General features: G+C 66.0%; 11 protein-coding genes. 3 read left to right on the top strand and 8 right to left on the bottom strand.

The window, feature by feature from the left end:
* Positions 1 to 143: 143 nt before the first annotated feature.
* The 7 genes from iolB to ACFDR9_RS14110 form a co-directional block, all read right to left on the bottom strand.
* Positions 144 to 938: a 5-deoxy-glucuronate isomerase gene (gene iolB / locus ACFDR9_RS14140; RefSeq protein WP_409031397.1), complete on the bottom strand. Its 795-nt coding sequence runs from the start codon at positions 936 to 938 to the stop codon at positions 144 to 146.
* Positions 935 to 1,867: a myo-inosose-2 dehydratase gene (iolE, locus tag ACFDR9_RS14135; protein WP_409031396.1), complete on the bottom strand. Its 933-nt coding sequence runs from the start codon at positions 1,865 to 1,867 to the stop codon at positions 935 to 937. The genes iolB and iolE overlap by 4 nt, the downstream gene beginning before the upstream one ends.
* 1 nt (position 1,868) lies before the next feature.
* On the bottom strand, positions 1,869 to 3,737 hold the full coding sequence (gene iolD, locus ACFDR9_RS14130) for a 3D-(3,5/4)-trihydroxycyclohexane-1,2-dione acylhydrolase (decyclizing) (RefSeq protein ID WP_409031395.1): 1,869 nt from the start codon (positions 3,735 to 3,737) through the stop codon (positions 1,869 to 1,871).
* Positions 3,734 to 5,683, bottom strand: coding sequence for a 5-dehydro-2-deoxygluconokinase (iolC, locus tag ACFDR9_RS14125; RefSeq protein ID WP_409031394.1), 1,950 nt, complete (start codon positions 5,681 to 5,683; stop codon positions 3,734 to 3,736). Before iolC ends, iolD begins: the two co-directional genes overlap by 4 nt.
* A 12-nt stretch (positions 5,684 to 5,695) precedes the next feature.
* Positions 5,696 to 6,481, bottom strand: a complete 786-nt coding sequence (locus ACFDR9_RS14120; protein ID WP_017876146.1) for an ATP-binding cassette domain-containing protein — start codon at positions 6,479 to 6,481, stop codon at positions 5,696 to 5,698.
* A 3-nt stretch (positions 6,482 to 6,484) separates the two neighbouring features.
* Entirely contained in the window at positions 6,485 to 7,639 is a 1,155-nt protein-coding gene (locus tag ACFDR9_RS14115; RefSeq protein ID WP_409031393.1) for an ABC transporter permease, read from the bottom strand.
* 121 nt (positions 7,640 to 7,760) lie between these two features.
* The gene (locus tag ACFDR9_RS14110) at positions 7,761 to 8,735 is read right to left on the bottom strand and encodes a sugar ABC transporter substrate-binding protein (RefSeq protein WP_232429783.1); all 975 of its coding nucleotides are present in this window, start codon (positions 8,733 to 8,735) and stop codon (positions 7,761 to 7,763) included.
* Between the two features lie 267 nt (positions 8,736 to 9,002).
* On the opposite strand from ACFDR9_RS14110, the gene ACFDR9_RS14105 reads away from it, so the two are divergent.
* Genes ACFDR9_RS14105 through ACFDR9_RS14095 form a run of 3 tightly spaced genes read left to right on the top strand, consistent with a single transcriptional unit; the run spans position 9,003 to position 11,931 of the window.
* Positions 9,003 to 9,869 carry a MurR/RpiR family transcriptional regulator gene (locus ACFDR9_RS14105; protein WP_409031392.1) on the top strand — a complete coding sequence of 289 codons (867 nt, stop codon included), beginning with the start codon at positions 9,003 to 9,005 and terminating at the stop codon, positions 9,867 to 9,869.
* Positions 9,862 to 10,848, top strand: coding sequence for an inositol 2-dehydrogenase (gene iolG, locus ACFDR9_RS14100; RefSeq protein WP_409031391.1), 987 nt, complete (start codon positions 9,862 to 9,864; stop codon positions 10,846 to 10,848). Before ACFDR9_RS14105 ends, iolG begins: the two co-directional genes overlap by 8 nt.
* 60 nt (positions 10,849 to 10,908) lie before the next feature.
* Positions 10,909 to 11,931, top strand: coding sequence for a Gfo/Idh/MocA family oxidoreductase (locus tag ACFDR9_RS14095; protein ID WP_409031390.1), 1,023 nt, complete (start codon positions 10,909 to 10,911; stop codon positions 11,929 to 11,931).
* Positions 11,932 to 11,942: 11 nt separating this feature from the next.
* On the opposite strand, the gene ACFDR9_RS14090 is transcribed toward ACFDR9_RS14095, so the two are convergent.
* Positions 11,943 to 14,075: a TonB-dependent receptor plug domain-containing protein gene (locus tag ACFDR9_RS14090; RefSeq protein WP_409031389.1), complete on the bottom strand. Its 2,133-nt coding sequence runs from the start codon at positions 14,073 to 14,075 to the stop codon at positions 11,943 to 11,945.
* Positions 14,076 to 14,099: the final 24 nt, after the last annotated feature.

Genomic DNA, 14,099 nt, shown 5'->3' with positions numbered 1-14,099 from the left:
TCTCACTGGCCGCGCCCTACCTCACTGGCATGTCAAGCTTTTTATTGTATTTCGCTCTACTTTTAAAGAAAAATTCTTAACTTGGGTGGATTGGGTCAGCCCCCCACTCGTTGCCTTTGGTTCTTTTACGGTTCGCGGCGCCTCTATTTTTTTAGCATCCACTCGTGGGCCGGGTCGTTCTTGAAGTGCCATTCGCGCTTCGGCCCCGCCATCACGTTCAGGTAGTAGGAGTCGTAGCCGTAGGGCACCACCACCGGGTGGTAGCCGCGCGGCACCATCACGACGTCGTGGTTTTCCACCGCCATCGACTCGTCCAGCGAGCGGTCGTCGGTGTAGACGCGCTGGAAGGCGAAGCCCTGCGCCGGATTCAGCCGGTGGTAATAGGTCTCCTCCAGCGTGCTTTCCTGCGGGATGTTGTCGCTGTCGTGCTTGTGCGGCGGGTAGCTCGACGAATGGCCGCCCGGGGTCAGCACCTCGACCACCAGCAAGCCGTCGGCCGGCTCCGTCTGCGGCAGGATGTCGCACACGTAACGGGTGTTGGCGCCGCTGCCGCGCACCGAGCGCTTCATGCTGCCCGGCTCGATCAAGCGCGCCGGCCGCGAGGTGTTGGCCGGCGCGCTGCACAGCGCCACCTCGGCGTCGCTGTCCGCGGTGATGCTGACGGCCTGGCCGTTCGGCACGTACACGGCGAACGGCGACTGGTCGTCGAACACGCTGGCGCGCCCGCCTATCCTGGCCCAGCGCTGCTCGCCGGCGTCGACGTTGACCACGCCGGCCATCACGACGATGCACAACTCGCGCGCGCCGGTGTGCAGCGTCAGGCCGGCGCCCGCAACCAGCCGGTGCGCGGCGAAACCGACGTGCTGCCAGCCCGCCGATTCCGGCGTGACCGCGACGATTTCCTGGCCGCTCTGCTTGCCCTTCACCAGCAGCTTCATGCCACAACCCTCCCCGCCTGCTCGATCTTGTGCACCAGCTGGGCCAGGTGCTGGTAGCCCATCTGCGCGTACTGGTAACTAGGCGCGACGGCCGGGTCCTGCTCGGCCTCCACCACCAGCCAGCCCTGGTAACCGTGGCGGTACAGCAGGTTCAATATCGCCTCGAAGTCGACGCAGCCGTCGCCCGGCACGCTGAAGGCGCCGTTGATCACCGCCTGCAGGAAACTCCAGTTGCCGTTGCGCGCCAGCTTGACCACCGCCGGGCGCACGTCCTTGCAGTGCACGTGCGAGACGCGCTCGATGTGCTTGCGCAGCACCGCCAGCGCGTCGCCGCCGGCGAAGGTGATGTGGCCGCTGTCGAACAGCAGGCCCACTTCCGGCCCGGTCAGCGCCATCAACTGGTCGACGTCGGCCGGCGTTTCAACATAGGCGCCCATGTGGTGGTGGTAGGACAGGCGCACGCCGTGCGCCAGCGTGTGGCGGGCGAAGGCGCTCAGCTTGTCGGCGTAGTCCTGCCACTGCTGCGCGTTGACGAAGCGTGGGCGCTTGTACAGCGGCCGCGGCTCGCCCTGGATGGCGTCGGCCACCTCGCCGTACACCATCACCGTGGCGCCACTCTTGGCCAGCAGGCGCAGGTGCGGGCCGACGGCGGCGATTTCCTCCTCCACCGAGCGGCGCGCCAGGCGCCCCGAATACCAGCCGGAGACGCACTCCAGCTTGTACTTGCCCAGCACGGCGCGCAGCGCGCCCGACTCTTTCGGGAACTTGTTACCCAGCTCGAAGCCGACGTAGCCAATTTCGGCGCCCTCGCTCAGCGCCGTCTCCAGCGGCGTCTCGCCGCCCAGCGACGGCAGGTCGTCGTTCATCCAGGAGATCGGGTTGATGCCGATTTTGACGTTGAAGGTCTGGTCGTTGAATGCGATGTTCATCTTATTTCCTTTGTGCTTTTCTGGCTTCTTCGTAGCGCGTGCGCGCCGTCCTGACCTGCTCGCGTTCGGATACCTCCGGCACCGCCACCTCCCACCAGCAGCCGCCTTCGCTGGTGGTGCGGGTCGGGTCGGTGTCGATGCAGACCACGTAGGTGGAGCTAGCCTTGCGGGCCCGCGCCAGCGCCTGTTCCAGTTCGGGGATGGTCTTGACGTTTTCGCCGTAGGCGCCGAGCGACTTGGCGTGCATGGCGAAATCGATGTGCGGCGCGCCGTCGCCGACCTGCAGGCAGTCTTCCAGCATGTTGTTGAACGGCGCGTTGCCGCAAGCTTGCTGCAGGCGGTTGATGCAGCCGTAACCGCGGTTGTCGAGCACCACGATAATCAGCTTCTTGCCGATCATGACCGAGGTGGCGATTTCCGAATTCATCATCAGGTAGCTGCCGTCGCCGACCATGACGATGACGTCCGCGTCCGGCTTGGCCATCTTCACGCCCAGCGCGCCGGCGATTTCATAACCCATGCAGGAGAAGCCGTATTCGACGTGGTAGCCGCCCGGCGTGGCCGTGCGCCACAGCTTGTGCAGCTCGGCCGGCAAGGTGCCCGCCGCGCAGACCACGATGTCGTTGACGGTCGACGCGGCCGACGAGCGCTGCACCGTGCCGATCACTTCGCCGTCGTATGGCAAGGCGACGTCGCGGCGCGCGGTGATGGCGGCGATGGTGGCGCGCCACCGCGCCGCTTCGCGTTCGGCCTGTTCGCGCCAGGCGGCGTCGCTGCGCCAGCCTTCCAGCAGCGCCGACAGCTTTTGCAGGCCGAGTTTGGCGTCGCCCCGCACGCCGGCGCCGCGGCGTTTCAACGCGTCGAAGGCGTTGACGTTCAGGCTCACCAGCGTGGCCTTGGCGAACAGCGAGTTGGAGCCGGTGGTGAAGTCTTGCAAGCGGGTGCCGACCGCCAGCACCAGGTCGGCCTCGGCGGCCAGCAGGTTGGCGGCCGGCGAACCGGTCACGCCGATGGCGCCCAGTTGCAGCGGATGGTCCCAGGCCAGCGAACTTTTGCCGGCCTGGGTTTCGGCCACCGGCACGCCGTGCCGTTCGGCGAAGGCGCGCAACGCCTCGCCGGCCAGGCCGTACAGCACGCCGCCGCCGGCGACGATGATCGGGTTCTTGGCGGCGCGCAGCAGCGCCGCCGCCTCTTCCAGCTCGGACTCGGCGGGCGGCACGGCGCGGAAAGTGACCAGGCGCGGCTCGAAGAAGTCGGCCGGGTAGTCGTATGCCATGGTTTGCACGTCCTGCGGCAGCGCCAACGTCACCGGGCCGCAGGTGGCCGGGTCGGTCAACGTGGCGATCGCCCGCGGCAGCGCCGTCAACAGCTGCTCCGGGTAGATGATACGGTCGAAATAGCGCGACAGCGGCTTGAAGGCGTCGTTGGCCGAGACGCTGCCGTCGCCGAAGTCTTCCAGTTGTTGCAGTACCGGGTCCGGCGCCCGCGAGGCGAACACGTCGCCCGGCAGCAGCAGCACCGGCAGGCGGTTGACGTGGGCCAGCGCGGCCGCCGTCAGCAGGTTGGTGGCGCCGGGGCCGATCGAGGTCGACACCGCCATCATGCGCCGGCGCATGTGCGCCTTGGCGTAGGCGATGGCGGCGTGCGCCATGCCCTGCTCGTTGTGGGCGCGGTAGGTCGGCAGCGGATTGAGCGCGTCGTCGCGCTGCTGGTACAGCGCCTCGCCCAGGCCGGCCACGTTGCCGTGGCCGAAGATGGCGAACACGCCGCCGAACAGTGGCTCGGTGGCGCCGTTGCCGGCGTCGACGCGCAGCGCGGCCAGGTAGCGCACCAGCGCTTGCGCCATGGTCAGGCGGATGGTTTTGCTCATGCCGCGCGCTCCAGTTTGGCGGCGCGGCTGCGCTGCCAGGTGCGGATCAGCGTTTCGAAATTGGCGCGCAGGGCGGCGACCAGGCCGGCGTCGTCGATCTCCTTAGCCAGCCATCGCTTGCTCGGTTCGTGGAAAATGGTGCGGCCGACCAGGAAGCCGCGGCAGGTGGCGCTGTCGCGCGCCGCCTCGAAGCTGGCAGCCAGCTCGTCGATCGGCGCGTGCAGGCCGAGCAGCACCACGCCGCGGCAGTACGGGTCGCGTTCCTGCACCAGCGCGTCGATCTTTTTCCATTGCGCCGCGCTCAGCTGCTCCAGCTTCCACCATTCGGGGTAGATGCCGATGTTGTACAGGCGTTTGACGGCGCGCAGCACGGTGTCGGCGTCGCTTGGCAGGCTCTTCGACGGGATCACTTCGAGCAGCAATTCGTGGCCGCTGATCTGCGCCGCGTCGTACAGCGCCTTCAGCTGGGCTTCCTGCTCCAGGCGGTTTTCCACGGCGTCGTCCGGATGCAGTTGCACCAGGCATTTGATGACGTGCTCCTTCGGCCAGCTGTTCAGGTGCGAACCGATCGAACGGCCCCAGTCGAATTGCAGCGGGTTCGAACCCGGCAGCTCGACCGGACGGCCGATCCACCAGCCGCGCCCGGTGGCGGCGTTGAGCGCGTCGGCGCCGTAGCGGTCGTCGATCAGCACGCCGATCTTGCCGCCCAGTTGCAGCGCGGCCTCGGTCTCGCCGACCGCCCGCACCATCAACTGCTTGAGCGCCGGCAGGCGCGCCTCGTCGGCGCCGGTCTGCTGCGCCAGCTCGAAGAACTGGTTGCGGTGGTCGAAGGCGAACACGCACAGCTCGTCCCACTGCTTGCGGGCGACGCTGACGCGGTGCAGGCGCGCCAGCGCGGCGTCGTCGGCCGGGCGTTGCATCCGCGCCGCATGGGCGATGAAGTAGTCCAGTTCCACCGGCGTCGGCATGGCCGGCGCGCAGCCGTGGCGCGACACCACCAGGGCGCCGCAGGCGTTGGCGTAGCGGCAGCAGGTGGCGTAGTCGGCGCCGTTCAACCAGCCCTTGAGGAAGCCGGACAGGAAGGCGTCGCCGGCGCCGAGCACGTTGAGCACTTCCACTTGCACGCCGCGGAAGTTGAAGGCCTCGTCCAGCGCGGCCGGAATGGCGCCGTCGATGACGGCGCAGCCGAGCGGGCCGCGCTTGACCACCAGCGTCGCCGCCGAGGCTAGGCGCACGGCGCGCAGCGCGGCCATGATGTCGGCGCCGCCGCCGGCGATCATGAATTCCTCTTCGGTGCCGACCACCAGATCGAACTGCGGCAGGATCGCCTGCAGGTGGGCGGTGACGCCGTCGTTGGAGACGAAGCGGGTTTCGCCGTCGCCCTTGCCGGACAGGCCCCACAGCACCGGGCGGTAGTCGATGTCGAGCACGGTGCGCACGTTGTTGGCGCGGGCCAGCTTGAGCGCCTTGCCGCTGGCGGCGTGCATCGCCGCCGTCGAGAAATGGGTGCCGGTGATCAAGAGCGACTTGCTGGAGGCGATGAAGCGCTCGTCGATGTCGGCCGCATCGATGGCCATGTCGGCGCAGTCTTCGCGGAAGAAGATCAAGGGGAAGGTGTCCTTGTCCTTGATGCCGAGCATGACCAGCGCGGTCAGGCGCTGCGGGTCGACGGCGACGTGGCTGACGTCGCAGCCTTCCCGCGCCAGCGTCTCGCTCAGGAAGCGCCCCATGTGGTCGTCGCCGACCCGCGACAGCATCGCCGAGCGCAGGCCCAGGCGCGCGCTGCCGAAGGCGATGTTGGCCGAGGAGCCGCCCAGGTACTTGGCGAAACTGGCCGCGTCCTCCAGCCGGGAACCGATCTGCTGCGCGTACAAGTCGACTGCCAAGCGGCCGAGGCAGATCACGTCGAGCGCCCTGCCGCTGGCGAATTGTGTTGGATTGTTCATTGGCTGTTCTTTCTAAATGCTTACACCGTCAAGTTCGCTCATCAGCTTTTGCATCTCTGCGCCGCCGGCCATCATGTCCAGCACCTCGTCCTTCGTGACCGTGTCCTTGGTGTAGGTGCCCAGCGATTTGCCGCGGTTGAGCAGGGTGAACGAATCGCCGACCGGGTAGGCGTGGTGCACATTGTGGGTGATGAAGATCACCGACAGCCCGCGTTCGCGCGCCTTGTAAATCAGTTTGAGGACGTTGAACGACTGCTTCACGCCCAGCGCCGCGGTCGGCTCGTCCAGAATCAGCACGCGCGCGCCGAAGTGGATCGCCCGGGCGATCGCCAGGCACTGGCGCTCGCCGCCGGACATGGTGCCGACCGCCTGGTGCGGGTCGCGCACCATGATGCCCATCTCGGCGAGCTTGTCGCGCGCCGTGGTGGCGGCGTACTCCATGTCCATCACCGGCAGGAAACCGAACAGCTTCGTCATCGGCTCGCGGCCCATGAAGAAATTGCGCGCCACCGACAGCAGCGGCACCAGCGCCAAGTCCTGGTAGACCGTGGCCACGCCCAGGTCGAGCGCCTCCTTCGGCGAGGCGAAGCTGACCGGCTTGCCGTCGACCAGGTACTGGCCGTCGGTCGGCCGGTGCACCCCGGCCAGGGTCTTGATCAAGGTCGATTTGCCGGCGCCGTTGTCGCCCAGCAGGCAATGGACCTCGCCCGGCTTCAGGCGCAAGGTGACGTTTTGCAAGGCGATCACCGAACCGAAACGCTTGCTAATATTTTCCAGCGCCAGAATGTAGTCGCTCATGGCTTACCTCGCTTCCGTCACGCGGCTGCGGACGAAGTTGTTGAATAACACCGCGATCAACAGCATGACGCCGAGGAATACGCGGAACCAGTCCGAATTGATGTCGGTATAGGTGATACCGATCTGCACCACGCCGAAGATCAGCGCGCCGAAGCAGGCCCCGACCACCGAGCCGTAGCCGCCGGTCAGCAAGGCGCCGCCGATGACGGCCGCGATGATCGCCTCGAACTCCTTCTGCATGCCGCGGTCGGCGGCGGCCGAGCCGACGTCGAACACTTGCAGCGTGGCGAACAGGCAGGCGCAGAAGGCGGTGAAGACGAACAGCGAGATCTTGATGGCCTTGACCGGCACGCCGACGTTCTTGGCGGCGTTGGCGTCGCCGCCGACGGCGAAAATCCAGTTGCCGATGCGGGTGCGGGCCAGCACGAAGCTGCTCACCAGGGCCAGCGCGGCCCACCAGACGATGACTTTCGGGATGCCCTTGACCAGCGGCGCGCCGTTGTCGAGCGCGGTGATGACGCCGGCCGAGGCCAGCCACTCGAACAGGCCGGTGCCGACTTCGCCGTGGAACAGCAGCGTGGCCAGCCAGTCGTGGGCGGCCAACGTGCCGACGCCGCTGACGATGGTGCGGTTGGCGAACATGATCGACAGCGCCAGCGTCAGGCCGCGCAGGATGAACAGGAAGGCCAGCGTGACGATGAAGGACGGCAGGCGGGTCTTGATGACCAGGTAGCCGTTGAGCCAGCCCAGCGCCATCGAACCGGCGAAGGCGAACAGGATGGCGAGCCAGACCGGCCAGCCGAAGTAGACCGACGGGATGGCGATCATCATGCCGGCGAAGCCGATCATCGAGCCGATCGACAGGTCGAACTCGCCGGCGATCATCAGCACGCAGGCGCCGATGGCGATGATGCCGAGGTAGGCCGCGACCTGCGACCAGTTGACGATGCCGTCCAGGTTGAACATGCCGGAACCGCCGGCGCTGATGCCGAAGAAGATAAACACCAGCAGCGCGCCGGAGATCGAGGCGAACTCGGGCCGGCCGAACAGGCGCTTGAACCAGGTGACCTGGCCGACGCGCTCGTCGGCGCCGGATGTGGCCGGGGGCTGCTGCGCGGGGGCCAGGCCCGGCTGCGCATTCAATTTAACCGCACTCATAACATTTTCCTTTTCACTTTGCCGCCGTCCACGCCGCCCCGCGAAGGAGCCGGGGACGTTGAAAACAAACCGGCGGCGCACATCCGCGGGGCTGCCCCCGGCTGCGCGCCGCCGGTCTTTATTAACGGAACTGGCCCGCGTACTTCTCGACCTTGGCGATATTGTCCTTGGTGACGAAGCCGGGACCGGAGCTGATATGCCGCGGGCCGTACGACGGCGCCAGGCCGTACTCGGCCAGACGGGCCTTGAACTTCGGATTGGCCATCAGCTTTTCCTTGACCTTGGCCAGGTCGGTGGTCTTGTCCTGCTTCATGATGGCCATCACGGCGACCGGGATATACCCCTGCAGGTAGGGCTGCTGGTCGATCGCGAACTTGACGCTGCCGTCCTTGATGCCCTTGGCGATCTCGTCGGACAAGTCGAAGGTGGCGAACCACATCTTGCCCTTGGTGCCCATCTTCTCCAGCGCCTTCAGCGAGGCGTGCGCCGAGGTCGGCCCCAGCGCCAGCACCGCCTGGGTTTTCGGATTGTTGCGCAGGTAGGCGCTGAGCTTGCTCTCGATGGTGGTCGGGTCTTCGCCGGCGTCCAGCGTGGCGGCCTTGAAATCGACCCCGAGCGCCTCGGCGAAGCCGCGGCAGCGTTCGAACGAGGACGGGTTGGTGGCGTAATGGTTGACGCAAACGAAGGACTTGATGCCGGCCGCCTTGGCTTTTTCACCGGCGCCCTTGCCGGCGTCGTATTCGGGCTGGCCGACGTGCATCACGGCGCCCAGTTGCTCGCTCTGCTCCAGCGTGCCGGAATTGATCGTGATCATCGGGATCTTCTTCGCCGCGACCAGGCCCATCGGCTTTTGCAGCACGTTGAAGTCGGCGATGCTGGCGATGACGCCGTCGTAGTTGCGGGCCGCGGCCTGCTCGACCAGGCGCGCCATGTCGGCCAGGTCGCCGTTGGGCGGATTGCGGTAGTCGACCTGCACGTTGAAGTCCTCACCGGCCTGCTTGACGGCGTTCTTGATCGTGTTCCACCACGAGTCCGAATCCGGCGCGTGGCTGATCAGCACAAACTTCTCGCCGGCGGCGTAGCTGGTGCTCAGCATCAGTCCGAGGCCGATCGCCGCCACGCTCTTCAGAAAAACCGTGCGATTGTTGCTTTGCATAAATGTCTCCTAGATGGATGATTTTTACCTGCTTATTGTCTGGTGCGTCACCGGCCAAGCCAAGACGGCCGTCATCGCACTGTGAACAGGTTAATCCACAAAAAACCGAAATGCAATTAAATTTTCAAAATAATTTGAAATAGAAAATCGTTTCTATTTTGTCGGAACGGCCCTATAATTATTGCCAGAACAGCAGAAAGGTAAGCCATGGCCGAAACCGCCCCGATCGACAAACTGATGCAACACATCGCCGACGAATACGACGCGCTGTCGCGCCAGTTGAAGGTGATCGCCCAATACGTAGAGAAGCACCGCGCCAGCCTGATGCTTGAGCGCATCAGCGACATCGCCGGCGCCTGCGACGTGCAACCGTCGGCCATCGTCCGCTTCGCCCAGCGCTTCGGCTACTCCGGCTTCAGCGAAATGCAGGACGTGTTCCGCCAGGCCTACACCGAGCAGGCCAGCGCGACGCCGAACTACCAGCAGCGCATCCGCAAGCTCATCGACACGCGCGACGACAAAATCAGCGTCGGCGACATGACGCGCGAATTCGTCGGCGCCAGCCGCGACGGCCTCGACGACCTCGCCGGCGGACTCGACGACGCCCAGTTGGAGGCGGCCGTGACCTTGCTGCAAAAGGCCGACAACATCTACGTCGTCGGCGTGCGGCGCTCGTTCCCGATCGCCTCCTACATCGCCTACGCGCTGGAACACACCGCCAAGCGGGTGCACCTGGTGTCCGGGCTGGGCGGCATGCACCGCGAGCAGATGCGCAGCATCCGCGGCGGCGACGTGGCCATCGCCATCAGCTTCGCGCCCTACGGCAAGGAAACCCAGCAATGCGCCAGGCTGGCGCACGACAACGGCGCCAAGGTGCTGGTCATCACCGACAGCAAACTGGCGCCGCTGGCGCGCACCGCCGACGCGCTGCTGACCGTGACCGAAGGCAGCGCCTTCGCCTTCCGCTCGCTCACCAGCACCATTTGCCTGTGCCAGGCGCTGTTCATCGCGCTGGCCTACAAACTTGAGTTAGACATCGAAGAAATCAAACAACCAGGAGAAGACAATGATTGAAGTAGCACTGTTCGGCGCCGGCCGCATCGGCAAAATCCACGCCGCCAACCTCGCCGCCCAGCCGGGCGTGCGGTTCAAGTACGTGGTCGACGTCAACGCCGAGGCGGCCCTGGCGTTGGCCGCGCAGCACGGCGGGCGCGCCGCCAGCGTCGCCGAAGCGCTGGCCGACCCGGCCATCAAAGCCGTAGTCATCGCCTCCAGCAGCGACACCCACTCCGACTTGATCCAGCGTTCGGCGGCGGCCGGCAAGGCGATCTTCTGCGAAAAACCGGTCGACCTGACGGTGGCGCGGGCGCGCGCCTGCGCCGCGGCGGTGGCCGAAGCGGGCGTGCTGTGCATGATCGGCTTCCAGCGCCGCTACGACCCGACCTTCGCCGCCGTCAAGGCGCGCATAGCCGCGGGCGAGATCGGCGTGCCGGAAATGCTCGTCGTCACCAGCCGCGACCCGGGCGCGCCGCCGGTCAGCTACATCGAAAGCTCGGGCGGTATCTTCAAAGACATGCTGATCCACGACTTCGACATCTTCCGCTGGATCCTCGACGACGAAGCCGTCAGCGTGCACGCCACCGGCAGCTGCCTGACCGACCCGGCGATCGGCGCGGCGGGCGACCTCGACTGCACGGCCGTGACCATCCGCACCGCCAAGGGCCGCCTGTGCCAGATCAACACCAGCCGGCGCGCGGCCTACGGCTACGACCAGCGCTTCGAAGTGCTGGGCAGCGAAGGCATGCTCCAGGCCGGCAACCACAAACCGACCGAAGTGGTGCTGCACAACGGCGCCAGCGTCAGCGAAGACAAGCCCGAGTACTTCTTCCTGGAGCGCTACCGCGTCGCCTACGCCAACGAAATGGCGCACTTCTTCGACGCCCTGACCAACGGCACGGCGCTGCGCACGACCGTACAAGACGGCCTGAAAGCGCTGGAACTGGCCGAAGCGGCAACCACCTCCTGGCGCGAAAACCGCGTCGTCACCCTGTAACGCAACACCCCTGGGGCGCCCCCATTGTGTTGAATTTGTAATTTATAGACGGAGATTGTCATGCAGACGAAGAAATTGAATATCGGTATAGTCGGCCTCGGCCGGCTGGGCCAGCGCCACGCGGTCAATCTGGCGCAGCGCGTGCCGAACGCCGAGGTGGTTGCCGCCTGCAGCCCGCTGCCGGCCGAACTGGACTGGGCCGCGACCACGCTGGGTATCACGCAGGGTTACGCCGATTACAGCGCCCTGCTCGCCCACCCCGGCCTGGACGCGGTGTTCCTGGTGACGCCGACGTCGCTGCACGCCGACCAGATCATCGAGGCGCTGCGCGCCGGCAAGCATGTGTTTTGCGAAAAGCCGCTGTCGCTCGATCTGGCCGACTGCCTGAAGGTCGAGGCCGAGGCCGCCCGCCATCCGCATTTGACCATCATGATCGGTTTCGTGCGCCGCTTCGACGCCAGTTATCACGACGCCCACCAGAAGATCCAGCAAGGCATGGTCGGCAAACCGTATCTGATCCGCTCGCAGACCTGCGACCAGAACGACCCGAGCGGCGCCTTCATGCGCTTCGCGCCGACCAGCGGCGGTATTTTCCTCGACTGCAGCGTGCACGATATCGACCTGGCGCGCTGGCTGCTGGGCAATCCGGCGCCGAAACGCGTCTACGCCAGCGGCACCAACGCCATCCATACCGGCTTGAGCGCATTTGGCGACGTCGACAACGGTTTGGGTACGGTGGAGTTCGCCGACGGCAGCATCGCCTCCTTCATGGCCTCGCGCACGATGGCGCACGGCCACGAGACGCTCACCGAGGTGTTCGGCACCGCCGGGCGCCTGAGCGTGGGCAGCAATCCGCGCCTGAACCGCGTCGAGATCTCCGACCGGCACGGCGTGCGCAACGAATGCACGCCCGATATTTACGCGCGCTTCAGCGACGCCTTTCTGGTTGAGGCGCAGGAATTCACCGACGCCGCGCTGGGCCTGCGCCAGCTGTCGCTGACGCTGCACGACGCCACCGAGGCGACCCGCATCGGCCTGGCCATGACGCAGGCGATGCGCGAACAGCGCCCGGTCGAGTTCTAAGCCGCATAGCGTTAATACCTGTGCTCCAGCGTGAGACGCAGGCCGCGGTTGCTGCGCGAGCGTGCGCTGCGCAGCGTGGCGCCGCCGTCGTCCGCGTAATAGCTCGCGCTGTAGCTGTCCTGGCGCAGCAAGTTGAAGGCCGAGGCGCGCAATTGCGTCAACGGTGAAAATTTCATCAGGCCATACAGGTCCAGCGTCCGCGTCGGCGAGCCCTCATTGCTGAGGAAAGCCGACACGCTGACAGCCGCAGCGCTCTTGAAGCCGTAATTGCCGCCCGCGCTCAGCCACGCGTCGACGCGGTAATCCAGACCGACGTTGGCGCTGAACGGCGTTTGCCCGCCCAGGCGGTTGTTCGGGCCGGGCACCGAGTCCAGCGCCGACCAGTTGCGCGACAGGTTGAACTTGACGTCGACCGGCGGCGCCAGCGGCAACGCCACCTCGAATTCGATACCACGCACCGAGGCGTTGCCATCGTTGACGGGGCTGGCGATCCACACGCCGTTTTCCCGGTACAGGCGCTCGACGGTGACATCCTTGACGCGCCGGACGAATGCGCTGACGCTGAGCATGCCGGACTTGGCGAAGTAATGCTCGAAAGCGGCGTCCAAGCCCCAGGCCAGCTCGGGTCGCAATTGCGGATTGCCCTGCCGGTCCGGATTGGTGGGGCCGTTATCGTTATTCGCGGTGTAGCGCCGCGGGATCAGGCTGGGCGTCGTCGGGGCCTTGTAACTGCGCGTCAGGGCAAGGCGCACTTGGTCTTTTTCGCTGCCCGGCAGCTTCCACAGCGTCTGCAGCACCGGACTCCATACCCCGGAGCGGTTGTGGACCGGGAGCACGACATTGCTCAAGCTATCCGTGTACAGCCCTTCCCAGCGCAAGCCCAGATACATCTGCCAGCGCGGCGTGATATCCCATTCGTCCTGCACGAAGAACGCCAACCGTTTCACCCTGGCGTCGTAGTTTTCATCCAGGTCGCCCCGCGCCACGCCGAAGCCATCAACGTCGTGCTGCAAACGGTATTCGCCGCGCCTGGTAAGGGAACCGTCCCAGCCGGCCACCAGGCTGTGCCCCTTGAAGAAGGGAGCCGCATACTTGCCACTCGACGTCAGCTGGTCGTCGCGCGCCTCGGAGTCGACGGTCCTGTCTAGCCCGCGCGCGCCATTCGCCGCGGCGCCCAGAAAGACGTAATGGATCTTGCGCCTGTTGTGAATAATGCCGAGCTTGGCGTCGAGGCGGGTCCCGTCCGCGCCGCTGTGCGTCCAGGCGACATCGCTGCGTACCGTGTCGACGCGGTTGTCGGCGGCGAAGGAGTTGACCGGGTAGTCGCTGGGAGCGCCCAGCAGGGTCGTTTCGACGCTGCTGCCGTGCCGCTTCGAGTCGCTCAGTTCCACCAAGCTTTGCGAGGTCAGCGTGTCCGCGTTATCCAGCGTCCATTGAAGACGCGGCGCCAACGCCAGCGAGCGGTTGAGAATGTTGTATTGGTAGCGCGACTCGCGCCGCAGATCGACGATGCCGTCCGGGCCGGCGCCCGCAAGCTGTTCCCGCCCGCCCGGTTCCGACACCTTGTCCTGCTTTGCCACGCCGCTGACACTGTACGACAAGCCGGCGAGGCGGTCGGCGAGCTGCAGCGACACGTTAGGCGTGGTGCCGGCGCGGTCGCTGACGGCGCCCAGCTTGGCTTCGCGCTGGCGCTTGGCGCTCGTTTTTCTCAACACGATATTGATCGTGCCGGCGATCGCTTGCGCCGCGTATTCGACCGTCGGCGCGCGCAGCAGCTCGACCCGTTCGATCAGTTCCGGCGAAATGGAATCGATGGAAAAACCGTTCGGGACGGGGTCGCCGTTGACGAGGATCTGGGTATAACCGTTGCCGAGGCCGCGCACGCGGATGTCGCCGGAGACGGTCACGCCGGGCAGGCGCTTGAGCACATCCGACAAGCTGGTATCGCCGTAACGGTCGATATCGGCACGGCTGACGACCAGTTTCGCCGTGGTGTCGCCCTGTCGCCGCGCCAGAGCGCCAGGGCCGACGATCTCCACCGTCGCCATCGGCGCCGCATCCGTCGACGGGATCTGTTGCGACTGCGCCGCGGAACACAGCGCGCCGAGAACGGCGGAAAAAACGACTTGCTTCTGAAATGCCATGGCGGATTCTGTATTTCTCTATGT

This window comes from Janthinobacterium sp. CG_23.3, from assembly GCF_046115965.1.
GTDB lineage: Bacteria > Pseudomonadota > Gammaproteobacteria > Burkholderiales > Burkholderiaceae_D > Janthinobacterium.
Note: the sequence above shows the minus strand (reverse complement) of the source record. Positions and strands in the feature narration are given on the sequence as shown.